The organism is Aeromicrobium sp. P2_G6, from assembly GCF_056403535.1.
Window position 1 is genome coordinate 1,098,188 of record NZ_JBFUFH010000001.1, and the last position, 26,333, is coordinate 1,124,520.

Annotated in this window: 26 protein-coding genes and 1 tRNA gene; 15 read left to right on the plus strand and 12 right to left on the minus strand. The window is 67.8% G+C overall.

The features are described 5' to 3' along the window. The first annotated feature begins 23 nt into the window (after nucleotides 1–23). Genes AC1DVU_RS05400 through AC1DVU_RS05410 form a run of 3 tightly spaced genes read left to right on the plus strand, consistent with a single transcriptional unit; the run spans nucleotide 24 to nucleotide 2,547 of the window. Complete coding sequence (locus AC1DVU_RS05400) at nucleotides 24–1,280, plus strand: NAD(P)/FAD-dependent oxidoreductase (protein ID WP_476921391.1); 1,257 nt, start codon at nucleotides 24–26, stop codon at nucleotides 1,278–1,280. A 28-nt stretch (nucleotides 1,281–1,308) separates the two neighbouring features. Then, nucleotides 1,309–1,902 (plus strand): LURP-one-related family protein, encoded by a 594-nt coding sequence (locus AC1DVU_RS05405; RefSeq protein ID WP_476921392.1) that lies wholly within the window; start codon nucleotides 1,309–1,311, stop codon nucleotides 1,900–1,902. Nucleotides 1,903–1,917: 15 nt separating this feature from the next. Continuing rightward, a complete protein-coding gene (locus tag AC1DVU_RS05410; RefSeq protein WP_476921393.1) occupies nucleotides 1,918–2,547 on the plus strand; it encodes a Pr6Pr family membrane protein in 630 nt (209 codons plus the stop codon). Between the two features lie 29 nt (nucleotides 2,548–2,576). On the opposite strand, the gene AC1DVU_RS05415 is transcribed toward AC1DVU_RS05410, so the two are convergent. Genes AC1DVU_RS05415 through gabT form a run of 3 tightly spaced genes read right to left on the minus strand, consistent with a single transcriptional unit; the run spans nucleotide 2,577 to nucleotide 6,710 of the window. Then, nucleotides 2,577–3,938, minus strand: a complete 1,362-nt coding sequence (locus tag AC1DVU_RS05415; protein ID WP_476921394.1) for an NAD-dependent succinate-semialdehyde dehydrogenase — start codon at nucleotides 3,936–3,938, stop codon at nucleotides 2,577–2,579. Nucleotides 3,939–3,960: 22 nt separating this feature from the next. After that, entirely contained in the window at nucleotides 3,961–5,382 is a 1,422-nt protein-coding gene (locus AC1DVU_RS05420) for an NAD-dependent succinate-semialdehyde dehydrogenase (RefSeq protein ID WP_476921395.1), read from the minus strand. Beyond that, nucleotides 5,379–6,710 carry a 4-aminobutyrate--2-oxoglutarate transaminase gene (gene gabT, locus AC1DVU_RS05425; protein WP_476921396.1) on the minus strand — a complete coding sequence of 444 codons (1,332 nt, stop codon included), beginning with the start codon at nucleotides 6,708–6,710 and terminating at the stop codon, nucleotides 5,379–5,381. The genes AC1DVU_RS05420 and gabT overlap by 4 nt, the downstream gene beginning before the upstream one ends. A gap of 71 nt (nucleotides 6,711–6,781) precedes the next feature. Between gabT and AC1DVU_RS05430 the strand changes: the two genes are divergently transcribed. Then, the gene (locus AC1DVU_RS05430; RefSeq protein ID WP_476921397.1) at nucleotides 6,782–7,675 is read left to right on the plus strand and encodes a LysR family transcriptional regulator; all 894 of its coding nucleotides are present in this window, start codon (nucleotides 6,782–6,784) and stop codon (nucleotides 7,673–7,675) included. On the opposite strand, the gene AC1DVU_RS05435 is transcribed toward AC1DVU_RS05430, so the two are convergent. Beyond that, entirely contained in the window at nucleotides 7,645–7,995 is a 351-nt protein-coding gene (locus tag AC1DVU_RS05435; RefSeq protein ID WP_476921398.1) for a DUF3817 domain-containing protein, read from the minus strand. The two genes, AC1DVU_RS05430 and AC1DVU_RS05435, sit on opposite strands and share 31 nt — an antisense overlap. Nucleotides 7,996–8,050: 55 nt before the next feature. On the opposite strand from AC1DVU_RS05435, the gene AC1DVU_RS05440 reads away from it, so the two are divergent. Next, nucleotides 8,051–8,695 (plus strand): ACT domain-containing protein, encoded by a 645-nt coding sequence (locus AC1DVU_RS05440; RefSeq protein ID WP_476921399.1) that lies wholly within the window; start codon nucleotides 8,051–8,053, stop codon nucleotides 8,693–8,695. A gap of 92 nt (nucleotides 8,696–8,787) precedes the next feature. Here AC1DVU_RS05440 and AC1DVU_RS05445 read toward each other — a convergent pair whose 3' ends face one another. Beyond that, nucleotides 8,788–9,669, minus strand: coding sequence for an SDR family oxidoreductase (locus AC1DVU_RS05445; RefSeq protein WP_476921400.1), 882 nt, complete (start codon nucleotides 9,667–9,669; stop codon nucleotides 8,788–8,790). A gap of 83 nt (nucleotides 9,670–9,752) precedes the next feature. On the opposite strand from AC1DVU_RS05445, the gene AC1DVU_RS05450 reads away from it, so the two are divergent. Next, a complete protein-coding gene (locus AC1DVU_RS05450; RefSeq protein ID WP_476921401.1) occupies nucleotides 9,753–10,658 on the plus strand; it encodes a 1,4-dihydroxy-2-naphthoyl-CoA synthase in 906 nt (301 codons plus the stop codon). A gap of 238 nt (nucleotides 10,659–10,896) precedes the next feature. Here the strand turns inward: AC1DVU_RS05450 and AC1DVU_RS05455 are convergent, their stop codons facing one another. Further along, nucleotides 10,897–12,384 (minus strand): hypothetical protein, encoded by a 1,488-nt coding sequence (locus AC1DVU_RS05455; protein ID WP_476921402.1) that lies wholly within the window; start codon nucleotides 12,382–12,384, stop codon nucleotides 10,897–10,899. 147 nt (nucleotides 12,385–12,531) lie between these two features. On the opposite strand from AC1DVU_RS05455, the gene AC1DVU_RS05460 reads away from it, so the two are divergent. Together AC1DVU_RS05460 and pntB are read left to right on the plus strand one after the other, a co-directional pair. Then, a complete protein-coding gene (locus AC1DVU_RS05460; RefSeq protein ID WP_476921403.1) occupies nucleotides 12,532–14,097 on the plus strand; it encodes a Re/Si-specific NAD(P)(+) transhydrogenase subunit alpha in 1,566 nt (521 codons plus the stop codon). A 5-nt stretch (nucleotides 14,098–14,102) separates the two neighbouring features. Next, entirely contained in the window at nucleotides 14,103–15,488 is a 1,386-nt protein-coding gene (gene pntB / locus AC1DVU_RS05465; RefSeq protein WP_476921404.1) for a Re/Si-specific NAD(P)(+) transhydrogenase subunit beta, read from the plus strand. Between the two features lie 362 nt (nucleotides 15,489–15,850). Here the strand turns inward: pntB and upp are convergent, their stop codons facing one another. Then, entirely contained in the window at nucleotides 15,851–16,489 is a 639-nt protein-coding gene (gene upp / locus AC1DVU_RS05470) for a uracil phosphoribosyltransferase (protein WP_476921405.1), read from the minus strand. 73 nt (nucleotides 16,490–16,562) lie between these two features. On the opposite strand from upp, the gene AC1DVU_RS05475 reads away from it, so the two are divergent. The 5 genes from AC1DVU_RS05475 (at nucleotide 16,563) to AC1DVU_RS05495 (ending at nucleotide 20,367) form a co-directional block, all read left to right on the plus strand. Further along, nucleotides 16,563–17,030, plus strand: coding sequence for a tRNA adenosine deaminase-associated protein (locus AC1DVU_RS05475; RefSeq protein ID WP_476921406.1), 468 nt, complete (start codon nucleotides 16,563–16,565; stop codon nucleotides 17,028–17,030). Then, the gene (gene tadA / locus AC1DVU_RS05480; protein ID WP_476921407.1) at nucleotides 17,027–17,506 is read left to right on the plus strand and encodes a tRNA adenosine(34) deaminase TadA; all 480 of its coding nucleotides are present in this window, start codon (nucleotides 17,027–17,029) and stop codon (nucleotides 17,504–17,506) included. The genes AC1DVU_RS05475 and tadA overlap by 4 nt, the downstream gene beginning before the upstream one ends. Next, nucleotides 17,493–18,572, plus strand: coding sequence for a GNAT family N-acetyltransferase (locus AC1DVU_RS05485; protein WP_476921408.1), 1,080 nt, complete (start codon nucleotides 17,493–17,495; stop codon nucleotides 18,570–18,572). The genes tadA and AC1DVU_RS05485 overlap by 14 nt, the downstream gene beginning before the upstream one ends. An 83-nt stretch (nucleotides 18,573–18,655) precedes the next feature. After that, nucleotides 18,656–19,771 (plus strand): CE1758 family FMN-dependent luciferase-like monooxygenase, encoded by a 1,116-nt coding sequence (locus AC1DVU_RS05490; RefSeq protein ID WP_476921597.1) that lies wholly within the window; start codon nucleotides 18,656–18,658, stop codon nucleotides 19,769–19,771. Then, nucleotides 19,768–20,367, plus strand: coding sequence for an FMN reductase (locus AC1DVU_RS05495; protein WP_476921409.1), 600 nt, complete (start codon nucleotides 19,768–19,770; stop codon nucleotides 20,365–20,367). The genes AC1DVU_RS05490 and AC1DVU_RS05495 overlap by 4 nt, the downstream gene beginning before the upstream one ends. A 117-nt stretch (nucleotides 20,368–20,484) precedes the next feature. Here the strand turns inward: AC1DVU_RS05495 and AC1DVU_RS05500 are convergent, their stop codons facing one another. Genes AC1DVU_RS05500 through AC1DVU_RS05515 form a run of 4 tightly spaced genes read right to left on the minus strand, consistent with a single transcriptional unit; the run spans nucleotide 20,485 to nucleotide 23,498 of the window. Then, a complete protein-coding gene (locus tag AC1DVU_RS05500; protein ID WP_476921410.1) occupies nucleotides 20,485–21,123 on the minus strand; it encodes a nucleoside/nucleotide kinase family protein in 639 nt (212 codons plus the stop codon). Further along, nucleotides 21,123–21,788: a class I SAM-dependent methyltransferase gene (locus tag AC1DVU_RS05505; RefSeq protein ID WP_476921411.1), complete on the minus strand. Its 666-nt coding sequence runs from the start codon at nucleotides 21,786–21,788 to the stop codon at nucleotides 21,123–21,125. The genes AC1DVU_RS05500 and AC1DVU_RS05505 overlap by 1 nt, the downstream gene beginning before the upstream one ends. After that, a complete protein-coding gene (locus tag AC1DVU_RS05510) occupies nucleotides 21,785–22,852 on the minus strand; it encodes a dipeptidase (protein WP_476921412.1) in 1,068 nt (355 codons plus the stop codon). Before AC1DVU_RS05510 ends, AC1DVU_RS05505 begins: the two co-directional genes overlap by 4 nt. Continuing rightward, nucleotides 22,845–23,498 carry a MurR/RpiR family transcriptional regulator gene (locus tag AC1DVU_RS05515; protein ID WP_476921413.1) on the minus strand — a complete coding sequence of 218 codons (654 nt, stop codon included), beginning with the start codon at nucleotides 23,496–23,498 and terminating at the stop codon, nucleotides 22,845–22,847. Before AC1DVU_RS05515 ends, AC1DVU_RS05510 begins: the two co-directional genes overlap by 8 nt. Nucleotides 23,499–23,648: 150 nt before the next feature. On the opposite strand from AC1DVU_RS05515, the gene AC1DVU_RS05520 reads away from it, so the two are divergent. Together AC1DVU_RS05520 and AC1DVU_RS05525 are read left to right on the plus strand one after the other, a co-directional pair. Beyond that, nucleotides 23,649–24,455, plus strand: a complete 807-nt coding sequence (locus AC1DVU_RS05520) for a serine hydrolase (RefSeq protein ID WP_476921414.1) — start codon at nucleotides 23,649–23,651, stop codon at nucleotides 24,453–24,455. A gap of 44 nt (nucleotides 24,456–24,499) precedes the next feature. Then, nucleotides 24,500–24,586, plus strand: a tRNA-Ser gene (locus AC1DVU_RS05525). A 282-nt stretch (nucleotides 24,587–24,868) separates the two neighbouring features. Here AC1DVU_RS05525 and AC1DVU_RS05530 read toward each other — a convergent pair. Then, nucleotides 24,869–26,260, minus strand: coding sequence for an AlbA family DNA-binding domain-containing protein (locus tag AC1DVU_RS05530; RefSeq protein WP_476921598.1), 1,392 nt, complete (start codon nucleotides 26,258–26,260; stop codon nucleotides 24,869–24,871). Between the last annotated feature and the right edge of the window lie 73 nt (nucleotides 26,261–26,333).

The window sequence follows — 26,333 nt, forward strand, 5'->3', positions numbered from 1 at the left end:
GGCTGGCACCGCACAATGGGTGCATGAGCGAGCGGAGCGAGCGCCCGGAGCATGTCGTCGTCGTAGGGGCGGGCATGGTGGGGCTGTCGGCCGCCTGGTTCCTGCAGGCCGAGGGCGTACGCGTGACGGTCGTCGACCGGGCCGGAGTCGCTGCGGGTTCGTCGTGGGGCAATGCCGGCTGGCTCGCACCGGCGCTGACGCTCCCGCTGCCCGATCCCGCGATCCTTGCCGGCGGCATCAAGGCGACGCTCAAGCCCTCCTCGCCGGTCTACATCCCGCTGTCCGCGAACCCGCGACTCTTGAAGTTCCTCATCGACTTCGCCCGGCACTGCACTGCGCCGAGGTGGCGCGCCGCCATGACGGTCTTCGCCGAGGCCAACCGGCAGGCGATGCACGCGTTCGACGAGATCGCCGCCGGCGGGATCGCCGAGCCGGTCAAGGCGGCCGAGCCGTTCCTCGCCGCGTTCGCCTCCGAGGGCGACCGGAAGACGCTGCTAGCGGAGTTCGAGCACGTACGCGGGATCGGGGTCGAGACCCCGGTCGAGCTGCTCGACCGCGAGGCGATGCACGCGCTCGTCCCGGCACTCGGCGATGCGGTGACCTGCGGCGTACGCCTGAGGGACCAGCACTTCATCAACCCCGGTCGCTTCGTCAACGCCCTCGCCGACGCGGTGCGCAGCCGTGGCGCCGAGATCAGGGCCGGCGTCGAGGTCAGCGACATCAAGGAGTCGGCGACAGGCGTACGCCTCGAGGTTGCCGGCGGTGCGCCGCTGACCGCCGACGCGGTCGTGATCGCGACCGGCACGTGGCTCGGCTCGCTGGCACGTGACGTCGGCGTCAAGACGATCGTCCAGGCCGGCCGCGGCTACAGCTTCACGGTGCAGCCCGAGCACATGCCGGTCGCGCCGATGTACTTCCCGGCGCAGCGCGTCGCCTGCACGCCGCTCGGCGACGGGCTCCGCGTCGCCGGGATGATGGAGTTCCGCAAGCCGGAGGCGCCGCTCGACCCGCGGCGGATCGCGGCCATCATCGACGCGGCGAAGCCGTTGCTGACCGGAGTCGACTGGGACGCACGCACGGATGAGTGGGTCGGCTCACGGCCGTGCACCGCGGACGGGCTGCCGCTCATCGGGCGTACGCGGTCACCGCGGGTCTTCGTGTCGGGCGGGCACGGCATGTGGGGCATCGCGCTGGGGCCGCTCAGCGGCAAGCTGTTGGCGGCGCAGGTCGCCCGGGGCGAGACCGCGAGCCTGCTGTCGAGCTTCGACCCGTTGCGATGAGCGATCACCCCACTGCGAGGATGTGCACATGACCGAAGCCACGCAACGCTTCACCCTGCGCCAGAAGATCACGATGATGGTCAACCGCTACGAGCTGCGGGCGCTCGGCGACGACGGTGTGGAGGGCCCGCTGATCGCGATGGCCCAGCAGAAGCGGATGGCGTTCAAGGAGCAGGTCACGTTCTACTCCGATGAGGCGCGCACGCAGCCGGTGTTCGGCTTCAAGGCCCGCAAGCGCATCGACCTCGCGGCGACGTATGACGTCACCGATGCGCAAGGCAATGCGATCGGCGAGTTCCGCAAGGACTTCGGCAAGTCGTTGCTGCGCTCGACGTGGCACCTGCAGACCCCCGACGGCCTCGTCGCGGTGGGCCAGGAGCGCAGCCAGGGCGTGGCGATCGCTCGCCGCGTCATCGACATGGTCGGCGACTTGCCGATCTTCCTGCGGTTCCACTTCGACTTCACCGCGCCCGATGGCCAGATCATCCTGACGTCGGAGCGCCAGCGCTCGCTGCGCGATCGCTATGAGCTGACCGTGCCGGTGCTCGACAACGGTTGGCAGCTCGACTGGCGGGTCGCCGCCGCGATGGGCGTCGCGCTCGACGCGCTCCAGTCACGCTGACGCTATCGTCTGGGCATGACCCGTGTGTGGCATGCCGCGATCGCGGTTCTCGCGGCGTTCGCGCTCGTCGGGCAGACCGCGCTGTCGATCGACCGTGACCGCTCGCTGGTCAACCTCTTCAGCTACTTCACGATCGAGTCGAACGTTCTCGTGCTGGTTGCTGCCGCGCTGATCGCGGCGCGACCGGATCGTGGCGGCACGGCGTTCGGGATCCTGCGGCTCGGCGGCCTCACGGCGATCACGATCACTGGCATCGTCTACGCGACGATCCTCGCCGGCAACACGGACTTCTCCGGGGTCGAGTGGTGGTACGACAAGATCTTCCACTACGTCGTGCCGGTACTCTCCGTGCTGGGCTTCCTGCTGTTCCGGCCGCGGACCAGGTTGGACCGGAGCGCCCTGTGGTTCCTGGTGTGGCCGCTGACGTGGCTGGCATACACCCTGGTCAGGGCGGCGGTGTCGAATCCGTCCTACGCCGTCACGAGCGACCGCAGGGCCGACGTGCCGTACGACTTCCTGGACATCGACCGGCACGGCGGCTGGGCCGTCGCACTGGCGAGCCTCGTCGTGCTGGCCCTGGCGCTCGGCCTGGCATGGGGCTACCTCAGGCTGAGTCGTCGCTCGCTCATCGACGTCAACGCCTGACGACCCTCACGGAGCTGCTGACGTAGCTGTCAGTCGGCGATGAAGAACATCCGCTTGTTGACGAACTCGTCCATGCCGAGCGGACCGAGCTCACGGCCGAAGCCCGAGCGCTTGACGCCGCCGAACGGGATCTCCGCACCTTCGCCAGCAGTCGTGTTGACGTTGGCCATGCCGACCTCGAGCCGCTGGGCGATCTTCTCCGCGCGGGCCGGGTCCTTGGAGAACACGGCGCCACCCAGACCGTACGTGGTGTCGTTGGCCAGCTCGAGGGCCTCTTCGTCGCTGCCGACCTTGTAGACGACCGCGACCGGCCCGAACAGCTCTTCGGAGTAGGCCCGCATGTCCTTGGTGATGCCGCTCAGGACGGCCGGCGTGTAGTGCGCGTCGGGACCGTCGCTCAGGACGCCGCCGGCGTGCAGCGTGGCGCCCTTGCTCACGGCATCGTCGACCTGCTCGGCGACGGCCTCAGCGGCCCGGCGCGACGACAACGGCGAGAACGAGTCGAGCGCACGTGCCTTCTCGGTCAGCTTGGACACGAAGTCGTCGAACAGGTCCTCCATGACGATCATCCGCTTGTTGGAGTTGCAGGCCTGCCCGGTGTTGTACATCCGGAAGTCCCAGGCGTTGTCGACGACCTCGTCGAGGTTGTCGCTGTCGAGCACGATCATCGGGTCGGACCCGCCGAGCTCGAGGACGCACTTCTTGAGGTTCTTGCCGGCCAGCGAGGCGACGACTGCGCCGGCGCGCTCCGAGCCGGTCAGCGAGACGCCCTGGATGCGCGGGTCGCTGATGATCGTCTCGATCTGCTCGTGCGACGCGAACACGTTGACGTACGCGCCCTCGGGCACCCCGGCGTCCTTCATGATCTGCTCGACCGCGAGCGCCGACTTCGGCACCGACTCGGCGTGCTTGAGGATGATCGTGTTGCCGAGCATCAGGTTGGGCGCCGCGAACCGGGCGATCTGATAGAACGGGAAGTTCCACGGCATGATGCCGAGCAGCGGACCGATCGGCAGCTTCTGGACGAAGGCCTTGCCGCCCGAGAACGTCTTGATCGGCTGGTCAGCGGCGAGCGTCGGGCCCTCGGTGGCGAAGTACTTGAAGATCGACTCGCAGAACTCGGCTTCCTCGACGCCCTCGCCCAGCGGCTTGCCCATCTCCTCGTTCGCGATCGCTGCGAGCTCGTCGGCCCGCTCGGCGAACAGGGCGGCGACCTTCTTGATGATCTCGCCGCGCTCGGTGATCGGCACGTCCTTCCACGATGCGTATGCCTGGGTGGCCGCGGTGATCGCCTGCTCGATGTCGGCGTCGGATGCGGTCTCGAAGGTCTGGACGACGTCACCCGTCGCGGGGTTGACGACCTGGTAGGCGGGTGCTGCTGTGGTGGTCATGCCTTCTCCTTGGATGGTGGACCTAGGGCCAGTCGATGCTGAGGTACTGGGTCTCGGTGAACTCTTCGAGGCCGGCGCGGGCGCCCTCACGTCCGAGGCCGCTCTGCTTCATGCCACCGAAAGGTGCCGATGGATCCGACACTAGCCCGCGGTTGATGCCGATCATGCCGGCGTCGATCGCCTCGCCGATCCGCATGGCTCGCTGAAGCTCACCGGCGAAGACGTACGCCGCGAGGCCGAACTCCGAAGCGTTGACCAGGCGCAGCATCTCGGCCTCGTCGGTCCACGTCACGATCGGTGCGACCGGTCCGAAGATCTCGTTGGTGACGATGTCGGCGTCGGCCGGCACGTCGACGAGCACGGTCGGCGGGTAGTAGAAACCCTTGCTGTCGGGTACGGTCGCGCGGTGGCTGACGCGGGCGCCGGCGGCGAGCGCCGAGTCGACCAGAGCGGTGACGCCGTCGACGGCCTTGGCGGAGATCAGCGGCCCGATCTGTGAACCGTCGGCTGCCGGCCCGACCGTGAGCTTCTCGACCTCGGCGCCGAGCTTGGCGGTGAACTCCTCGGCGACGTCGGCGTGGACGTAGAGGCGGTTGGCCGCCGTGCAGGCCTGGCCGCCGCCACGGAACTTCGCGATCATCGCGCCGGCGACAGCGGCATCGAGGTCGGCATCGTCTGTGACCACCAGGGGTGCGTTGCCGCCGAGCTCCATCGATGAGTTGATGACGCGGTCCGCGGCCTGCTTGAGCAGCACGCGGCCGATGCCGGTCGAGCCGGTGAACGAGATCTTGCGGACCCGCGCATCGGCCATCCACGTCGAGACGACGGCGGAGGCATCGGTCGTCGGCACGACGTTGACGACACCATCGGGCACGCCTGCCTCGACGAGCAGCCGGGTCACCGCGAACGCGGTCAGTGGCGTCTCGGAGGCGGGCTTGAGCACGACCGTGCAGCCGGCGGCCAGCGCGGGAGCAATCTTGCGGGTCGCCATCGCGGCCGGGAAGTTCCACGGCGTCACGAGTGCCGCGACGCCGACGGGCTTGTGGGTCACGACGGTGCGGGTGCCGCCGGCAGGGGACATGCCGTAGTCGCCACCGGCGCGTACGCCCTCCTCGGCGAACCAGCGGAAGAACTCGGCGGCGTACGTGACCTCGCCGCGCGCGTCCGTCAGCGACTTGCCGTTCTCGGCGCAGATCAGCTCCGCGAGCTCGTCGGTGTCGCGGACCATCAGCTCGTACGTGCGCCGCAGGATCTCCGAGCGCTGCCGGGGCGGCATCGCACTCCAGGCCGGCAGCGCGGCGGCAGCAGCGTCGACCGCGGCGGTCGCCTCGGCCGGGCCGCCGTCGGAGACCTGGTCGATGACCGTACGGTCGGCCGGGTTCTCGACGTCGAACTCGCCGGCCGAGCCGGGCAGCCACTGGCCGCCGATGAAGACGTTGTTCATGCGTTCTCCTTGAATGCGGCAGCGACGACGTCGAGGCCCTCGTTGAGCAGGTCGTCGCTGATCGACAGTGGCGGCAGGAAGCGGAGCACGTTGCCGTACGTGCCGCAGGTCAGCACGATCACGCCGGCCTGGTGCGCCGCGGCGGCGACGGCGTTGGTCAGCAGCGGGTCGGGCTCGTCGGTGCCGCTCTTGACGATCTCGACGGCGATCATGGCGCCGCGACCGCGTACGTCTCCGAGGCGGTCGTCGTCGGCCTGCAGCCGGTGCAGCCGGTCGAGCATCAGCCGCTCGATCTGCCGGGCGCGCTCGACGAGACCGTCGGCCTCGATCGTCTCGATCGTGGCGAGGGCTGCGGCGCACGCGATGGGGTTGCCGCCGTACGTGCCGCCGAGGCCGGAGACATGGGCTGCGTCCATCATCTCGGCGCGGCCGGTCACCGCGGAGAGCGGAAGCCCGCCGGCGATGCCCTTGGCGGTGACGATCAGGTCCGGCACGACGCCGTCGTGCTCACAGGCGAACAGCTCGCCCGTACGCGCGAAGCCGCTCTGCACCTCGTCGGCGATGAACACCACGTTGTTGGCGGTGCACCACTCGGCGATGGCGGGCAGGAAACCTTCGGCCGGGACGATGAAGCCGCCCTCGCCCTGGATCGGCTCGATCACGACCGCGGCGAGGTTGCCCGCGCCGACCTGCTTCTCGATGTACGTGATCGCCCGGCGTGCTGCGGCCGCGCCGTCGACGTTCTTCTCGTCGCGGTAGGGGTAGGACAGCGGCGCGCGGTAGACCTCGGGAGCGAACGGTCCGAAGCCGCTCTTGTAGGGCATCGACTTGGCGGTCAGCGCCATCGTCAGGTTGGTGCGCCCGTGGTACGCGTGGTCGAACGCCACGACGGCCTGCTTCTTGGTGTGCGCGCGGGCGATCTTGACCGCGTTCTCGACGGCCTCGGCACCGGAGTTGAACAGCGCCGAGCGCTTGTCGTGGTCGCCGGGGGTCAGCCGGTTGAGCGCCTCCGCGACCGCGACGTAACCCTCGTACGGCGTGATCATGAAGCACGTGTGGGTGAACGCCTCGACCTGCTCGCGCACGGCGTCGACGACCCGGGGGGCGCTGTTGCCGACCGTCGTGACCGCGATGCCGGAGCCGAGGTCGATGAACGAGTTGCCGTCGACGTCCTTGACGATGCCGCCGCCGGCCTCGACCGCGAAGACCGGCATGGTCGTGCCGACACCCTGCGCGACGGCGGACTTCTTGCGGGTCATCAGCTCCTGGGAGCGCGGACCGGGGACGGCGGTGACGAGGTTGCGGCGTTGCTCGAGCGAGGCAGACATGCGTCGATTCTCGCGCGGTTGGAGGTATGCCGTCCAATACTCAGTCCTGATCGAGGCTATGCTCTGGAGGCATGGAGCTGCGTACGCTCGGATACTTCGTGGCGGTCGCCGAGACCGGGTCGGTCAGCGCCGCCGCCGAGGTCGTGCACGTGACTCAACCGGCGATCTCCCGGCAGATCCGACAGCTCGAGACCGAGCTCGGCGTCGAGCTGTTCGCCCGCTCGGCGGGACGGCTGCAGCTCAGCGCCGCCGGCCGCCAGTTCCTGCCCCACGCCCAGGACGTGCTGCGCCGGGCCGACGGCGCACGCAGTGCCGCCCGGTCGTACGCCGCAGGGCGCCTCGAGCGCATCACGATCGCCGCGCCGACGACCACGCTGACCGATGTGATCGCGCCGTTCCTGGCGACCCTCGGACCGGACGACCCGATGCCGACCGTCATCGAGTCGGACCCCCGCGAGGCGTACGACGCGCTGCGCCACGGCGCCGACCTCGCGATCGCGACCGAGCCGCCACCGGCGCGGCTGGCGCGGGCCCCACTCGCGGTGCTGCCGGTGTGGGCTTACGTGCGGGCCGATCACGCGTGGCATGACCGCGACGCCGTACGCCTGAAGGACCTCGCGACCGAGACGGTGCTCGCGCTGACTCCGGCGTTCAAGCCGCGGCAGATCCTCGACCGGGCGATGGAGCGGGCTGGGGTGTCACCGGGTCCGGTCGTCGACTGCAGCAACCCGCAGGTCGCCCAGGCGCTCGCCGCTGCGGGTCGCGGGGTGGCCGTCGTGTCGGACGATCCGCGCTTCGGCCTGCACCCGCTGGAGATCGTCGGTCGTGACGGGCCCCTGCGGATCGAGCTGTTCGCCGCGTGGGAGCCGAACCATCACGCTGCGGCGACGCTGGGTGAGCTCGCGTCGCGGCTGCGGGAGTTCTGCGTCGAGCGCTACGGAGCCGACGTGGCGCCGACGAGCTGAGGCTTGTTGAGCAGGCCCTTGCGGTCGGCGACGGTCTCGAAGACGACCGTGAAGAACGGCGGGATACTCGACGCCAGAGCCAGGACGAACGTCTTGGCGGTCCAGCCGAAGGCGCTCCGGGACACGAACGTCGTGATGACGAAGCCGATGAAGATGACGCCGTGGATCATGCCGGCGACGGGCACGCCACCTTCGCGGAGGCCGAACGGCTCGGACTCGGTGACGTACTTGCAGAACATCGCCGACAGCAGGAGCGCCCAGGAGACGGCCTCGGCGATCGCGATCGTACGGAAGACAGTGCGGACGGTTGAGGGATTCACGCCACCACGCTACCCGCGTAACGCTGAGGCAATGTGGGCCGGTGACAATGGTCATATGGCCTTCCTGCTGCGCGTCGAGCTGCCCGACGTGCCCGGTTCGCTGGGTGCACTTGCGACGGCTCTCGGTGGCGCCGGGGCCGACATCGAGGCGATCGAGATCGTGGAGCGCCGCTCCGACGGCCGGGTCGTCGATGACGTCCTGCTCGAGCTGCCGCCCCGGGTCATGCCGGACGCCCTGATCACCGCGTGCCATCAGCTCGAAGGCGTCAAGGTCGACTGGATCTCGCGCTACACCGCCGGCGCCAACCTCAGCATGGATCTCGAGGCGGTCGAGCGGTTCACCGAGGACCCGACCAAGGCCATCGAGCACCTCGTCGAGGTCATCCCGGCGACGTTCCGCACGGACTGGGCGATGGCGCTGCACCGGGTCGACGGCCAGGCCGAGGTGATGGCGAAGTCGTCGACCGCGCCCAAGCTCGTCGACGAGGCAACCGCGTGGCTCGGCATCCGCAAGTCCAAGGTGCTGCGGGAGGTGCCGGAGTGGGACTCGACGGTGCTGGCGGCGTCGCCGGCGCGTGATCGACGCGGCGACGGCTTCGTCGTGGTCGTCGGCCGTCACGGCGGTCCGGAGTTCCTCGCCTCCGAGCTCGCCCGGCTTGGCCACATGGTCTCCCTCGCGGCGTCCGTCCAGTCGCGCTGACGGTTTACCAGGAGAACGTGGTAAACCGTCACTTCACCGGGTGAATTTGCCCGGAGAAGTGTTCTCTTGCCCGGAGAAGTAGGGCCTGCCGACTAGTCCTTCGGCTTGGTTTCCGGTACGTGGGAGTGGTGGAAGCGGCCGAGGGCGTCGACCTCCTTCTCCATCTGCGGGACGGTCTTGCGGGTCAGCCGCTTGATCACTGGCCACACGAGCGGCGAGTTGGTCAGCGCCTTGCTCCAGTTGGCGAGCAGGACGCCCTTGGGCACGTACACGCGGCTCTTGCGCTTGGCGAAGCCCTGCAGGATCAGCTCGACGCACTCCTCGACGCTGGTCGTGCTGTTGGCGGGGTAGGGCAGCTTCTTGCGGACCTCGCGGAACGACGGCAGGTCGGCCTCCGCGTTTCGCACGATGTCGGTGTCGATCCATGACGGGTGGCAGATGCCGACGCCGATGCCGAGGTGGGCGACCTCCTGCTTGTACGCCAGCGCAAGCGACTCGACACCGGCCTTGCTGGCGTTGTACGACGCGAGGCCCGCGAGCGCGGTGAACGACGCGAGCGACGCGACCACCAGGGCGTACCCGTTGGTGGCCGCGAGGTGTGGTGTCGAGTGCTTCAGCGTGCGGAAGACGCCGTTGATGTTGATGTCGACGACGCGCTCGAACGCCACGTCGTCGATCTGCCGCACGGTCCCGTACGAGGCGATGCCGGCGTTGGCGAGCACGAAGTCGATGCGGCCGAAGTGCGCCGCTGCCGCGTTGATCGCCGCGGCGACGGCGGCCGAGTCGCGTACGTCCGCCTCCCACCAGGCGGCGGATTCGCCGAGCTCGTCGGACAACTCGGTGAGCAGCTTGGGCTCGAGGCCCACGAGTGCGACCTTGCCGCCGCGTGCGACGAAGCCGCGCGCGACGCCCGCTCCGATGCCGCGGGCGGCGCCGGTGACGAGAGCGACCTTGCCGGTGAAGTTGTCAGCCATCGCATCAACATACCGTCGGTATCTGAAATGCGCCACTCCCGATGTCACATACCGGCAATTCGCCGCGCGATACCCTCGCCGTCATGACCGTCTCCGAGATCTTCGACCCCTCCGCGTGGCGCGAGGTGCCCGGCTTCGAGCAGCTCGAGGACATCACCTACCACCGCGCCGCCGACCACGGCACCGTACGCATCGCGTTCGACCGCCCCGAGGTCCGCAACGCGTTCCGGCCGGGCACCGTCGATGAGCTCCTCCGGGTCCTCGAGCACGCCCGCCAGTCCTCCGACGTCGGCTGCGTCCTGCTGACCGGCAACGGCCCGTCGCCCAAGGACGGGGGATGGGCGTTCTGCTCCGGCGGTGACCAGCGCATCCGCGGCAAGGCCGGCTACCAGTACGCAGAGGGTGACTCGGCCGAGACGGTCGACAAGGCCAAGCTGGCTAGGTTGCACATCCTCGAGGTGCAGCGGCTGATCCGCTTCATGCCCAAGATCGTCATCGCCGTTGTTCCCGGCTGGGCCGCCGGCGGCGGGCACAGCCTGCACGTCGTCGCCGACCTCACGCTCGCCTCGGCCGAGCACGCGCGGTTCAAGCAGACCGACGCCGATGTCGGCTCGTTCGACGGCGGGTACGGCTCGGCCTACCTCGCGCGCCAGGTCGGCCAGAAGTTCGCCCGCGAGATCTTCCTGCTCGGCGACGAGTACTCCGCCGCCGACGCGCACCGCATGGGCATGGTCAACAAGGTCGTCCCGCACGCCGAGCTCGAGGCCGAGGCGCTCGACTGGGGCCGCAAGATCAACGCCAAGTCACCGACTGCGCAGCGGATGCTGAAGTACTCCTTCAACCTCATCGACGACGGCCTCGTCGGCCAGCAGGTCCTGCTCGGCGAGACGACCCGGCTGGCGTACATGACGGACGAGGCGCAAGAGGGTCGCGACGCGTTCCTCGAGAAGCGCGACCCCGACTTCACCCCGTACCCCTGGTACTACTGAGCGGGAATCTTGGCCAGACGCGGACCAGCCGCCGGTGACCACAGGGGGTGCACCCGCGGATGGAGTCCGATCTCAGGTCAGAAGATGAGCACGAGAATGATGATGATCACGATCAGCGTGCCGAGGCCGATGCCGATGTACATACCGCTCACCTCCCTGTGGAGTGCCCGACCGCGGTCGGGCAGCCAGCGCTGGGTTCATACCCGCAAACGCAGCCGGCAAAACTTGCGACGTACGCTCAGCGGCACCCGAGGGCGTAGCCCTGGACCCGCTTGATCAGGGCCTGGTCGCCCTTGCCGAACTCCGGGTCGCTCAGCTCGGCGATCGAGAACTCGGCGACCATCCGGCGTGAGAAGCACTGCGCGGCCTTGGCGGCCCCGCCGGCCTGGACGACGCTGGCACCGATGTAGCCGCGGGTCGCCACCAGCTCGAGCGCCCTTTCGGAGGCGTCGTTGCCCAGCTTGGCCGCCTTGCCGGGGTCGCAGGACTCGAACGTGACCCGGTCGCCGTCGCGCGAGATCGTCGCCGACGAGCCGGGCTGGGCGAAGATCCAGTCCTCGAAGGCCGACGTCAGCAGGGCTGCCTTCTTGTCCGAGCCGGTCGCGTAGTCGACACGCGCGCACAGGACGTCCTTGCGCTTGAAGCCGAGGTAGGCATCACCCTTCCAGGTGTCGGCGGCGGCCAACGCATCCCGCAACGGGATCCGCTCGGCCAGCATGAGATAGGTGACGAGTGACCCCACCTGTCCGGAGTCGAACTTCTTCTCCCCGCTGTGGACCTTGGGGATCTTGACCTTCGTGGCGTCCATGTCATCGAGCGCCTTCAGGGGATCGAGCAGGACCGAGTCGTCGGGCGGCGGGTTCTTGAACAGGTCGTCGACCTCGTCCTCGTCCTGGGCTGCGACGGTCTCGGTGACGGCCTGGCCCAGGGCATACGGCGCCCCCATCAGCGTCAGGACGACCTTCGGGATGCCCTTGAGCTCATCGGTGGACTCGTCAGTGTCGGCGTCCTCGGCCTTGTCGAGCGCCGTCTGTTCCTTCGTGCTCAACGACGCGCGGTAGAGATCGGCCACCCGCTCCGCGTCACCCTCGACGATCGCGCGCAGGGCTTCGCCCTCGGTTGTCGGCTTGCCGTCGGCCGCCTTCTTGGCGAGCTTCTCGGCTCGGTCGGAGATGCCGAACCTCTGGTCCTGCAGCGCGTGGGTCAGCTCGTGCACCAAGGTGGCGTGCGACGCGAGCGTGAGCTTCCTTCCCCGGACCGTGATCGCGCGGTCCTCGAACGAGTAGTACGCGAGGGTGCCCGACCCGCTCGCGTCGTTGAACGCCTCGAACAGGTCGACGTCGCCCGAAATCAGGCCGAATGCGCGGAAGAGTGAGGTGTCCTCCTCGATCTCCCGGCGGTCGTCCTCGTCGAGATCGTCCCTGTCGGTCCGCACGGTCTTCTCGAACGCCTTCTTGTCGAGGAAGCGGACCTTCACCGGGTGCTTGAACTCCAGGCCGCGCTCGTCCTCGACGATCTCCACGTACGGCTTGATGCGCGGGTCCCATTCCTTCGGGTACGAGTGCTTCTCGTCGTCATCGCGGAGCATGAGAAAGACGCCGGTGCCGACGGCAGCGACCAAGACCACCGCAACGGCGAGCACGAGCAGCAGCCGTCGCTTGCGAGGTGGCGTCGGACCCGTCGCAGACTCCGGCTCGGGGGAGTCGGCAGACACCACGTCGCTCATCCCGCGACGGTACTCGCACCGCGGCGCCGGCCGCGGGAGTTTCCGCGGGCAGGCCTCCGGCTGGAGACGCTCAACGCGTACTCGAGGGATGAGACGCGGGTCTCACGGGGTGGTCGCGACAGGTTGCGAACAGATAACGTTCGCCGAATGAGCGAGGGACAGCATGAGGGACCGCCGGCGGCGGTGATCGGGGTTGTTGCCGAGTCGAGCCCGGGCGAGACGCGCGTCGCTGCGACGCCCGCGACCGTACGCCAGCTGATCGATCTCGGGTATGTCGTGGCGGTCGAGTCGGGAGCCGGCGCCAAGGCATCGTTCACCGACGAGGCGTACGTCGAGGCCGGTGCGGTGATCGCCCCTGCCGCCGACGTGTGGCGCAGCGGCATCGTGTTCAAGGTCAATGCGCCGTCGAACGCCGAGATCGACAAGCTCGCCGACGGCGCGACGCTCATCAGCCTCATCAGCCCTGCGCTCAACCCCGACCTCGTGGCGGCCCTGGCCAAGCGCCCCATCACGGTGCTCGCGATGGACGCCGTGCCGCGTATCTCCCGCGCGCAGTCGATGGACGTGTTGAGCTCGATGGCCAACATCGCGGGCTACCGCGCGGTCATCGAGGCCGCGCACGTGTTCGGCCGGTTCTTCACGGGCCAGATCACCGCTGCGGGCAAGGTGCCGCCGGCCAAGGTGCTCGTCGCCGGAGTCGGCGTCGCGGGCCTCGCGGCGATCGGCACCGCCAACAGCATGGGCGCGATCGTACGTGCGACAGACCCGCGGGCCGAGGTCGCCGATCAGGTCGCCTCGCTGGGTGGCGAGTACCTGCCGGTCGATGTCGAGACCGAGCAGAGCACCGACGGCTACGCCAAGGCGACCTCGGAGGACTACGACCGGCGAGCCGCCGAGATCTATTCGGAGCAGGCCGCCGACGTCGACATCATCATCACGACGGCGCTGATCCCGGGGCGCGCCGCTCCGGTGCTGATCACCGCCAAGGACGTCGCGTCCATGAAGGCCGGCAGCGTCATCGTCGACATGGCTGCGTCCAACGGCGGCAACGTCGAGGGCACGGTCGCCGGCGAGGCTGTCGTGACCGACAACGGCGTGACGATCATCGGCTACACCGACCTGGCCGGCCGGCTCCCGACGCAGGCGTCGCAGCTCTACGGCACCAACCTGGTCAACCTCATGAAGCTGCTCACGCCGGGCAAGGACGGCCAGCTCGTCCTCGACATGGAGGACGTCGTGCAGCGCACGATCACGGTCGTACGCGACCGCGAGGTGCTTTGGCCGCCACCGCCCGTGCAGGTCTCGGCCGCCCCGGCCGCCGTGGTCGACAAGCCCGCCATTGAGCCGAAGCCCGAGAAGCAGCCCATGTCGACGTCGCGCAAGCTGACGCTGATCGGCATCGGCGTCCTGGCGCTGTTCCTTGTCAACGCGTACGCCCCGGACCCGCTGCCGGAGCACTTCACCGTCCTGGTCCTGGCGATCGTCATCGGCTACTACGTCATCGGCAAGGTGCACCACGCGCTGCACACGCCACTGATGTCGGTGACGAACGCGATCTCCGGCATCATCGTCGTCGGCGCGATGCAGCAGATCGCCGTCGACGACGCCGCGATCCGTACGCTCTCGTTCGTCGCGATCCTGCTCGCCAGCATCAACGTCTTCGGCGGCTTCGCCGTGACCCGACGCATGCTCAGCATGTTCTCGAAAGGCTGATCGCGATGACTTCGCAAAGCGTTGCCACCGCGGCATATCTCGTCGCCGCGTTGCTGTTCATCCTCAGCCTCGCCGGCCTGTCCAAGCACGAGTCGTCCCGCCAAGGCGTCCTCTACGGCATCGTCGGCATGGCGATCGCCCTGGTCGCGACGTTCATCGTCGTGGCGGACGTGTCCGACTCACTCGGCATCATCCTGCTGCTCGTCGCGGTGGCGATCGGCGCCGTGATCGGCCTGTGGCGTGCCCGCATGGTCGAGATGACCGGCATGCCCGAGCTGATCGCGCTGCTGCACTCGTTCGTCGGTCTCGCCGCCGTCCTCGTCGGCTGGAACGGTCACCTCGAGGACAACCACCTCACCGGCTCGCTCGAGGACATCCACAACGCCGAGGTGTTCGTCGGCGTCTTCATCGGTGCTGTCACGTTCACCGGCTCGATCGTCGCGTTCCTCAAGCTGTCGGCCCGGATCAAGTCCAGCCCGCTGATGCTGCCGGGCAAGAACTACCTCAACATCGGCGCGCTCGTCGCCTTCGCGGCGCTGACGATCTGGTTCGTCGTCGACCCCAACCTCGCCCTGCTCATCGCGGTCACGATCGTCGCGCTCGCCCTCGGCTGGCACCTCGTGGCGTCGATCGGCGGCGGCGACATGCCGGTCGTCGTGTCGATGCTCAACTCGTACTCCGGCTGGGCGGCCGCGGCATCGGGCTTCCTGCTCAACAACAACGCGCTGATCGTCACCGGTGCGCTCGTCGGCTCCTCAGGTGCCTACCTGTCCTACATCATGTGCCAGGCGATGAACCGCTCGTTCATCTCCGTCATAGCCGGCGGTTTCGGCATGGAGGCCGCCGTCGCCGATGACACGGACTACGGCGACTACCGCGAGATCAACGCTGCCGACACCGCCGACCTGCTCAGGAACGCCAAGTCCGTCATCATCACTCCCGGCTACGGCATGGCAGTCGCGCAGGCGCAGTATCCGGTCGCCGACCTCGTCCGCAAGCTGCGCGACAAGGACGTCGACGTGCGCTTCGGCATCCACCCCGTCGCCGGCCGCCTCCCGGGGCACATGAACGTGCTGCTCGCCGAGGCCAAGGTGCCGTACGACATCGCGCTCGAGATGGACGAGATCAACGACGACTTCGACGGCACGACCGTCGTGCTGGTCATCGGCGCCAACGACACCGTCAACCCCGCCGCGACCGAGGACCCGTCCAGCCCGATCGCCGGCATGCCGGTGCTGAAGGTGTGGGAAGCCGACAACGTCGTCGTGTTCAAGCGGTCGATGGCCGCGGGCTACGCCGGGGTGCAGAACCCGCTGTTCTTCCGCGAGAACGCGCAGATGCTGTTCGGTGACGCCAAGGAACGCGTCGAGGACATCCTCCGGGAGCTGTGACCCTCCTCGTTGCCGTGACGCCTGAGAGCGCCATTCGTTAGGTATGTCGACCCGATCCTTTGGAGGACCAGTGGACAAGCCCGAGTACGACCGGCCGGACGACAAGGAAAGCGCGGGCAGCAAGGCCCTGATGTTCCTGGTCCTGGCGATCGTCGTCGTCGCAATCTTCTACTTCGGCATCTACCGCTGAGCCGAGAAGCCCGCTGATCGAGTTCGTCCGAGGAACGAGGACGAGTATCGAGATCAAGGGCCCCGTGAGACGAGCTGCTCGCGCGAGCAGTCAGCTCACGGGGTCTCGATACAGCTGGCGGCTTCGCCGCGCTCCACTCGACCTGTCGTGGTCGTTCGGGCGCTGAGCGCCCTCAGACCACTCCATATAAACGATCGCCCGCGTCGCCCAGGCCCGGGACGATGTAGCCGAGGTCGTTGAGCTTCTCGTCGAGCCCTGCCGTCACGAGCGTCACCGGGACGTTGATCGCGGCGAGCTCGGACTCCAGGCGCGCGATGCCCTCCGGGGCCGCGAGCAGCGTGATCGCCGTGATGTCGTCGGCACCGCGGTTGACGAGGAACTCGATCGCCGCCGCCAGCGTGCCACCGGTCGCGAGCATCGGGTCGAGCACGTAGCACTGACGCCCAGTCAGGTCGTCGGGCAGCCGCTCGGCGTACGTGACGGCCTCGAGCGTCTCTTCGTTGCGGACCATGCCGAGGAACCCGACCTCTGCGGTCGGCAGCAGCCGCTGCATGCCCTCGAGCATGCCGAGGCCTGCTCGCAGGATCGGCACGACGAGCGGCCGAGGGTCTGACAGGCGTACGCCCTTGGCGGCGGCGACCGGTGTGATGACGTCGACGGCCTCGACCCGGACGTCGCGCGTGGCTTCGTACGCGAGCAGCGTCACGAGCTCGTCGGCGAGCCGCCGGAACGTCGGCGAGTCGGTGCGTTCGTCGCGCAACACCGTCAGCTTGTGCGAGATCAACGGGTGGTCGGCGACGTGTACCTGCATGTCAGCAGACTAGCGGTGCCCATGGGGCGTCTGTCACCATCGCAAGAGAGCCCGTCCGACAGGAGGTGCACGCATGGCAGAAGATGATGTCGACTTCGCTGTTGCCGCCTACCGTGACGAGGGCGAGTGGCAAGTCGTCGAGCTCAACCCCTCCCTCGGCGAGGACGTCGAGGGACTCAGTCACGCGTTGGCGCGGTTCCCGTCCGACGTCGGCGTATTGGGTCTGGTGTCGATGAGCGACGACTTCTTCGTGATCCTGCGCCGTTCGGGCACCCAGGTACGCGCGATGCTGTCGGACATCACCGCCGTGACGGACTGGCCGCTCGCGGTCGGCGTGGCCGATCTGCTCGACCTGCCGAACCTCGATGACGACGACGAACCCCAGGCCGCCGGCGACCTCGAGATCCTGAGCGATCTCGGCATGCCGGCGCTGGACCTGGGCGTGCTGTGCGACGACGACGACCTCTACCCCGAGGACATCCTGCGCGATGTCGCGGATCGGCTTGGCTTCGGCGATGCCTTCGAGGCCGTCATCGGGTGACGTACGAACACGAGATGGAGCAGGCGTTGCTCCTCGCCGAGTCCGCCCTGGCCGACGACGACGTACCCGTCGGCGCCCTCGTCATCGATGCCGCGGGCGTGGTCATCGGCCGAGGGCGCAACACCCGCGAGCGCGACGGCGACCCGACGGGACACGCCGAGATCGTCGCGATCCGCGAGGCGGCCGCGGCCCGAGGCGAGTGGCGGCTCGAGGGCTGCACACTGGTCGTGACGCTGGAGCCGTGCACGATGTGCGCCGGCGCGATTGTGTCCGCCCGTCTTGAAAGACTGGTCTTCGGAGCGTTCGACGACAAGGCTGGAGCGGTGGGTTCGCTGTGGGACGTCGTCCGTGATCGACGGCTCAATCACCGGCCGGAGGTCGTCAGTGGGGTGCTCGCTGAGCAGTCCACCGCCATGCTCCAGCAGTTCTTCGGCCACCATCGGAAGGGCAGCACTGAAAGGGATGGGCAGCATTAGCTTCACGATCGACGAGATCAAGGTTCCGGACACGATCGGTGGCGCGGGATGGGAGGTCTTCGAGGAGTACGTGACCGTCCGCAACGCGGTCGAGACCCACACGATGGGGACCGACCTGCTGGCGATGTCGCTGCCCGACGTGTGGTCCGAATACCGCGACAATCCGCACCGCACCCGCCGCCACTTCGCCGTATGGCAGGACGGCGTGATCATCGGCCGGGGCATCGTCACGTTGCGGCCGCACCAGCCCGAGACCGGGGCACACCTGATGGCCGACATCCTCCCGGCCCATCGCCGGGCGGGGATCGGGTCGGCGTTGCTCCAGGTCGTCGAGAAGGTCGCGCTGGGCGCCGGCGCGCCGGTGCTCAAGGTCAACGTCCCCCACATGGCGACTGCAGGCGGCACCCGGGTGGCTTCGCCGACGCGCTTCGGTGACCTGTCGGCCGACGACGACGGCGTCCGGTTCCTCCGCGCCAACGGCTACGCGCTAGAGCAGATCAGTCGCATCAGCCTCCTCGACACCGCCGGTCTCGACGAGCGCATTCGCCCGTTGCGCGAGGCCGCAGCAGCGGCCGCAGGCGACGACTACCGGGTCGTCAGCTGGGTCGGACCCACCCCGGAGCGCTGGGGCCCTGACCTCGCCGAGCTGCGTACGCGGATGAGCACCGATGCCCCGTCGGCCGGGCTCGTGATGACGGTCGACGAGTGGGATGTCGAGCGGGTTCGTGAGCACGACGCCCGTATCGCCGAGAGTGGCCGCACGATCCTGACCTCGGCGGTCGAGCACGTGCCCTCCGGAACCCTGGCCGGCTTCTCCGAGCTCGTCCTGTCGGGTGGCAAGCCGATCGCCAACCAGGAGGACACGTTGGTGCTGCGGGACCATCGCGGTCACCGCCTCGGCACGCTGGTCAAGATCGCCGCCGCCGACCTGCTGCTCGAGCGCGCGCCCGGGATCGAGGCGATCGTGACCTGGAATGCCGAGGAGAACCGGCCGATACTCGACGTCAACGAGACCATGGGCTTTCGTGCCATCGGGTACGAAGGCGGCTGGCAGAAGCGGGTCTGAGGGAATAGCAGCTGTGGTAAACTAGTTGAACATTCAACAGGACCAAGGAATGGCCCTGGCGAAGGAGAAAACAGATGACCAGCATGCAGTTCGGACTCTTCACGGTTGGTGACGTCACACCCGACCCCGTCAACAACACGATCCAGACCGAGCACGAACGCATCAAGAACACGATCACGATCGCGAAGAAGGCCGAGGAGATCGGCCTCGACGTGTTCGCAACCGGCGAGCACCACAACCCGCCGTTCGTGCCGTCCTCGCCGACGACCACGCTGGCGTACATCGCCGCGCAGACCGAGAAGCTCATCCTCTCGACGTCGACGACGCTCATCACGACCAACGACCCGGTCAAGATCGCCGAGGACTACGCGACCCTGCAGCACCTCGCCGACGGCCGCATGGACCTCATGCTGGGTCGCGGCAACACCGCGCCGGTCTACCCGTGGTTCGGCTATGACGGCAGCAAGGCCGTCGAGCTGACGATCGAGCACTACCAGCTGCTGCGCCGGCTGTGGGACGAGGAGATCGTCGACTGGGAGGGCCAGTTCCGCACCCCGTTGCAGGGCTTCACGGCGACCCCGCGCCCGCTCGACGGCGTGCCGCCGTTCGTGTGGCACGGCAGCATCCGTACGCCTGAGGTCGCCGAGCTCGCCGCGTTCTACGGCGACGGCTACTTCGCCAACAACATCTTCTGGCCCAAGGAGCACTACATCCGGCTGATCAACTTCTACCGGCAGCGCTACCAGCACTACGGCCACGGCGAGCCCGAGCAGGCGATCGTCGGTCTCGGTGGACAGTTCTTCATCCGCAAGAACAGCCAGGACGCGATCAAGGAGTTCCGGCCCTACTTCGACAATGCGCCGGTGTACGGTCACGGGCCGTCGCTCGAGGACTTCACCGCGCAGACGCCGCTCACGGTGGGCAGCCCGCAGGAGTTCGTCGAGAAGACGCTGACGTTCGCGGACTACTTCGGCGACTACCAGCGCCAGCTGTTCCTCGTCGACCACGCCGGTCTCCCGGTCAAGATCGTGCTGGAGCAGCTCGACCTGCTCGGTGAGGTGCTGCCGACCCTGCGTGCCGAGTTCGACGCGCGCCGGCCGGCGAACGTACCGGATGCTCCGACGCACGCGGCTCGGGTCGCGGCCCGGAATGCCGCGGAGTCGGCGGCTGTTGAGTCCACTGAAGAGGTGAACGCATGACGAAGATCGTGGCAATCTCAGCCGGTCTGAGCGACCCGTCGACGACGCGTATGCTCGCGGACCGGCTGGTCGAGTCCGTGGAGAGGCAGTCCGGCGACGTGTCGGTGGAGGTCGTGTCCCTGCGCGAGCTCGCGCACGAGATCACCGATGCGACGCTGACCGGCTTCGCGCCGCCGCGGCTGCAGGACGCGATCCACAAGATCGTCGCGGCCGACGGCCTGATCGCGGTCACGCCGATCTTCAAGGCGTCCTACCCGGGGCTGTTCAAGTCGTTCATCGACGTTCTCGAGGCGGACGCGCTGATCGGCAAGCCGGTGCTGCTCGCGGCGACCGGCGGCACCGCGCGTCACTCGCTCGCGATCGACCACGCGCTGCGGCCGCTGTTCGCGTACCTCCAGGCGCTCGTCGTGCCGACCGGCGTGTTCGCGTCGCCCTATGACTGGGGCACTGATGGCACGAACGCGCTTGGCCAGCGCGTCGACCGGGCCGCGGGTGAGCTCGTCAGCCTGCTCAAGGGTGCCGGCACCGGCCGCGCCCGTACGGACGACATCGACCTGTTCAGCGACACCTTCCTGTCGATCTCCCAGCCCCGCTGACCCCGGGTGGTTGGTGGTTTCGAGGCTCCGCTTCGCTCCGCACCTCAACCACCGGAGGTCACGCTGGTTGAGGTGCGAAGGCCGCCCGCGGCCGTAGCCTCGAAACCAGCTGAAACGTCAGATCAGAGCGCCGTCGACCACCAGGTCGGCGGCGCTTCGTCGTGCCATGATGCGCCGGGCGTTCGCCTCGTCGACGTCCGCGACCCAGATCGCGGCCTCCGCCTCGGGCTTGCCGAACTCGACGTGCCGGCGCACCAGGCGGCCAAGGCGTACCTCGTCGTCGATGTCGATGAACCACACCTCATCGAGCGCGGCGCGCACCTCGGGCCACGCCGACTCGTCGTCGAGCAGGTAGTTGCCCTCGGTCACCACGATCCGGTCCTGCGGACGTACGGTGATGGCGCCCGCGATCGGCTGCTCCAGGGTGCGCTCGAAGTCGGGCGCGAGCACGTCGTGCTCCAGCTCCGTGCGCAGCCGCCGGAGCAACGCGAGATAGCCGTGGACGTCGAAGGTCTCAATCGCCCCCTTGCGATCGAGGAGGCCGCGTTCGATGAGCGCAGCATCCGCGAGGTGGAAGCCGTCCATCGGCACGTGCGCGACCCCGACTCCGTCGCCGCGCAGGCGTTCGACGAGGGCGGCGGCGAGCGTGGTCTTGCCGGCGCCGGGCGCACCGGTGATGCCGAGGAGGACCCGATGGTCGTCACGCACCAGGCGCAGGGCGCGGGCGGTGAGCTCGTCGAGCAGGTCTGGGTCCATCAATCGGTCTCGCGTAAGAACTCGGCCGCCCAGCGGCTAATAGCCGGATCGGTGTCGCGGGTGATGCGCTCGATCGAACGCGTCACCAGACCGGAGCCGAAGTCCTCGATCTCGGCGCGCGCAAGCGGCCACGGTGGACGGTCGACCTCGTCGCCGGCGCCGTCGTCGCGGGCGAGTGCGATCACGAACAGCGTCCCGCCGGGTGCGACGAGGCTCCGAACACCCGCGATCGCGGTCGGGCGTATGTCGGCGGGGAGCCCTTGCACGTTCATGCTCTCGACCACGAGGTCGAACGCGCCGATCCACTCCTCCGGCAGGGCCAACAGGTCGCCGACCCGGTAGTCCACCGGCGAATCGGGGTGCCGCTCGCGGGCTGCGTCGATCACGGTCGGCGCGATGTCGAAGCCGAGCGTGCGATATCCGTGCCTGGCGATCAGCTCGGCATCCCGCCCGTAGCTGCAGCCCACCACTGCCGCAGATCGACCGTGACCATCGGCTGCGTGAGACTCCACCCACTGCTCGAGCAACTCAGAAGGGGCGTCGCGGTCCCACGGGACGGTGGCCCGTCCCTCGGCAGCCTCGACGTACAGCTCCTCGAACCACGCCGTAGGGTCATCCCCTGCGGCTCGGCCGCGCGCGTGGGAGTCGGGATCGTCGGTGGTCATCGGGCACCGTCAGCCGTCGCGTCGAGGACGCGCAGGATGTTGTCGCCCATGAGCTTGGCGAGGTCAAGGCTGGACCAGCCGCGCTCGGCGAGGCGGTCGAGCAGCACGGCGTGGCCGGTGACGTCGCCCATCCCTTCGGGGAACGCCGCGACGCCGTCGTAGTCGCTGCCGAGGCCGATGTGGTCGACGCCGGCGACCTCACGGGCGTGCTCGACGTGGGCGACGACGTCATCGACGGTCGTACGTGGTTCCGGCGCCGAGCGATCACCGAAGGACCAGTCGGCCGAGTCCTGGTTCACGAAGTACGGCACGTACGCGACCATGACGACGCCACCGTTGCCGGTGAGTTGTTCGAGCACGTCGTCGGGGACGTTCCGCGGATGGTCGGTGACCGCCCGGCACGATGAGTGGCTGAAGATCACCGGCGAGGTCGTCACGTCGAGCGCGTCACGCATCGTCGTCGCAGCGACGTGGGACAGGTCGACCAGCATGCCGAGCCGGTTCATCTCCGCGACCACCTCGCGGCCGAAGTCGGTCAGCCCGCCGTGCACTGCATCGTCGGTGGCCGAGTCGGCCCACGGCGTGTTGTCGTTGTGGGTCAGCGTCATGTAGCGCACACCGAGCCGGGCGAAGTCACGCAGCACCGCGAGCGACCCGTTGATGCTGTGCCCGCCCTCGGCGCCGAGCAGCGAGGCGATCCGTCCGCTCCGCCAGGCCCGCCGCACGTCGTCACCGCTCCAGGCGTACGACAGCGACTCGGGATAGCGCGCGATCAGGCGGTGGACGAAGTCGATCTGCTCCAGCGTGTACGTCACGGCTTCGGCGCCTTGCTGCTCGCACGGCGCGTAGACCGACCAGAACTGTGCGCCCACGCCGCCGCTGCGGAGGCGTGGGAGGTCGGTCTGGAAGACGCCGGCCAGGTCACCGTCGATGCCCTCGACCGAGTACGCCCGATTGTCCCGGGCCTCCCACGCGAGGTCGTTGTGACCGTCGACGAGGGGCGCCAGGCTGAGGGCCTCGATCGCCGCCGGCTGCCCGACGAGGACCGAGGAATGGTCAATCACGGTAGAGGCCGAGCTTCGATGCGAGCCGCTGGCGCTCGGCGAACCGGCGGTTGGCGCCCTTGGCGCTGGCGGTCGCCAGCGTCGCCAGGAGATCGATGACCAGCGCCACGACGGGCGGCGACACCTCAGGCGTCTCTGGGTGCATGCTCAGCTCGTCGTCGACGTGTGCGTAGCCGGCGGTGTCGTCGGGACCGATGACGATCACCTCGGTCGCCCGTGCGGCGAGCGGGTTGGTGTCGGAGTCGGTGATCAGCACGAGCGAGCCGCCGGCGTCGACGAACGGCAGCGCGGTGTCGATCGTGTAGCTGCGGAATCGCCGGAACGACAGCACGATCATGACGTCGCTCGCGCGTACGTCCGAGAGGATGTCGAGCGGCCGCACGATCGTGCCGTCGACCAGCGTCACCTGCGCCAGCGAGTTGCTGAGCTTGGCTGCGAGCAGCGAGGCGTACGTGAACGAGGTGGCCGAGCCGAGCACGAACCGGCGGCGCGCCCCGGTGATGCGGGCCGCGGCCGCTTCGATCATGGGATCGGTCAGCGCCCACTCGAGGCCTGCCTCGAACTCCTCGCGGTGCGCGTCGATCAACCGCGACTTGAGGATCGTGGCCGAGCGAGGCGCTCGGCTGCTGTCGGGTCGTACGGTCATCGGTCCATCCTTCCCGCAGAATACGAATCACAACCTACACACCAGGACTGCGCGGCGGGATCGAACCGGGAGAGGTTCGACGGAGGTGATGCGTGGTAGCCGACTGATGTGTCACGCAAGACTGCCCGTCTCCTCGCTACGGTGTGACCCGTGGACCTGCCGCCGCTGTTCCGAGACGTCGAATGGTCGGTGTGCGTCCGCGATGCCGGTACGTCCGAGGTCCTGGCGGCCATCGAGCCCGACGTGGTGCTGCGCACTGCAAGCGTCGGCAAACTGTTCCTGCTGATCGAGATCGCGCGACAGGCTGAGGCGGGTGATCTCGACCTCGGCGAGGAGCTCGTTCGTACGGAGGACGATGCGGTCGCCGACTCGGGGCTGTGGCATCTGATGCATCGCGACTCGTTCACGATCGGGGACCTCTGCTGGCTGGTCGGCGGGTTCAGCGACAACCTCGCCACCAACGTCCTCGTCCGTCGCATCGGCATCAAGGCGGTCACCGCCACCTCCACGTCGCTCGGCTTCGAGCACTCGGCTCTGCTCGACCGGGTCCGTGACGACCGCGGGCTCGACGACCCATGGGCCCTCTCGAAAGCGAACGCCGACGAGCTGTCCGACCTCATGGTGCGCCTGCATCGCGGCGAGATCGTCTCGGCGCAGGTCAGCGCCCGCGTGCTGCGCTGGGTCGCGGCCAACGCCGACCTGTCGATGGTCGCCTCCGCGTTCGGCCTCGACCCGCTGGCGCACACCGAACCCGATCGCGGCATCACGCTGATCAACAAGACTGGAACCATCAGCACCGTACGCGCCGACGTAGGCGTCGTCGCCGGCCCCGATGCCGAGGTGGCGTACGCCGTCCTGGCCAGCTGGCCCGACGACGCAGACCGCGACCCGCGTGAACGAGTCCTCGCCGACATCGCAGGGATCGGCGCCGCGATCCGCACCCACATCGGAGGGTGAGGGCGGATTCGGCCAGCGCCCGGGCTTCCGGTAACCTCGTCCGCGGTGGCGTGTCCGAGCGGCCGAAGGTGCATCACTCGAAATGATGTGTAGGTTCATCCCTACCGTGGGTTCAAATCCCACCGCCACCGCACGATGAAGACCCCCGATTTTCACTGGAATCCCAGTAATATCGGGGGTTTTCACTTTGTCACAATGTCCGTTTTGGGCACATTTTGGGCACACTTTTTTGACGATGTGGATGAGATCACTGCTGAATCGTGATCTGCGATCGCCGCAGAGAGCCTTCTTTAGCCCGACTCGCCGTGGCGAGTATGCGGCGAGAGGGAGTCGTTAGTCGCATGATATTTGTCGGTCGGGCGGCAGGCGTTCTGCGACCCAACTTTGGACGACTGCGGCCATGCGACGGGGATTCAGTAGGTCTCATCAGTGGAGACGCCTTGATTTACGGCCCACCTCGCGAGGTCATGACGGTCGACTTCCCAACGCCGAGTGAAGATTGTTCCGTCGACGCCAATCAGATCGGGCTCAGCGACGCCGAACCACTGGAGCAAGGTCGAAGCAACGTAGTGGGCGATCGCGAAACGGCCTTGCTGGTCACTCGCCTGCCCCAAATCTGCTGCGACCTCGGACTTAGGCTGCGACCGAAGCGTTCGTGTTCGAGGAACCTGGTCGCCCCTTCGCCGGTCCGTCAATGACAATCCGTCATACCAGTCGTTAGCACCTGTTCCGCTTGCATCGTGAATCCCAGTCACGAGCGTTGCCACGCCCCAAGCTCCGGAACGGTGCACCACCCATCGGAGCGTCTGATCCACGAGCAGGATCAGGTCCTGAACCAGTAGGTATTCGCTGACGTCTGCTCCTGCGGGCGCATGGTCCGCTAGAAATGCGGCAGCGAAGACAGTGCCGTCCGCATGCAATTCAAGATAAGCCCCGTTGGGGACCGTCTCGTCCGTTCGCGTTGTCGTAGCCGCCTGAGTGAACGACACCCCGCCTGGCACTGGGATACCAGCGCCGTGCGTCGGAAGGTATCGACCGGACGGAAGCGCTAAAGCGCCAAGTCGTTGCCAGGCCTCGATCTCCTTGATCACATCTTGACGCAGGGCTGTGTCGACTCTTAGTTCTGGGATCGCGGATACGAAAACCCAATAACCGCCTCGACGTGCGAGAGCCTCCTGCCCTCTAGCTAAGAGCGATGTGGTCAGAGACTCAGCGGCCGCACGCCCGTCGACACGCCGTCTGTACGACTCAGCAACCTCTGATTCGGAGAGCCAGACAGTGTCTGCGCCATTTCGCACCGGGTAATACAAGGGTCTCCTAGAGTCTCCAGGATGACCCGTGATCGCGTGCGGCGCACGGAAGCTCGGAGGAACCACTACCGCCATGTAAAACCCGCCTTCTTCCGCGGGAATCATGAAGCATTCGATCAACGCCGTTGGCGCTTGGTTGGTGGCCAAAACTTGCCGGAGTCGCTGTTCTTGTGATTCGAAGCTTCCATCGGAAATCGCCGCAAGGCCAGTCGCGACCCCGTCGCTTTCTCGTACTCCGAACAGCAGCAATCCCCCACGGTGATTAGCGAAAGCCGCAACGTCTTTAGCGAACTCTTGACTCGCGGACCACCGTCCTTCCTGGCTATTCCCAGAAGCCGGCACTCTGCTCTTGAAGTCGAGTTGCTCGCCTTCCAACGCTCCACTGGTGATCATCCGTTGCAGTGCTGCTTCCGTCAGACCAACCTCATCCAATGGCCCACCCACTAGAGACTCAAGTTCTACGGACCGCCATTTGGCCACTTGAATTCCCCGCATTCGATTGCCCAAGGTCGGGACTTAAATTTCTCGTCCATTTGATCGGCAGAGGTTCACCTCTCGAGCTGTTGTG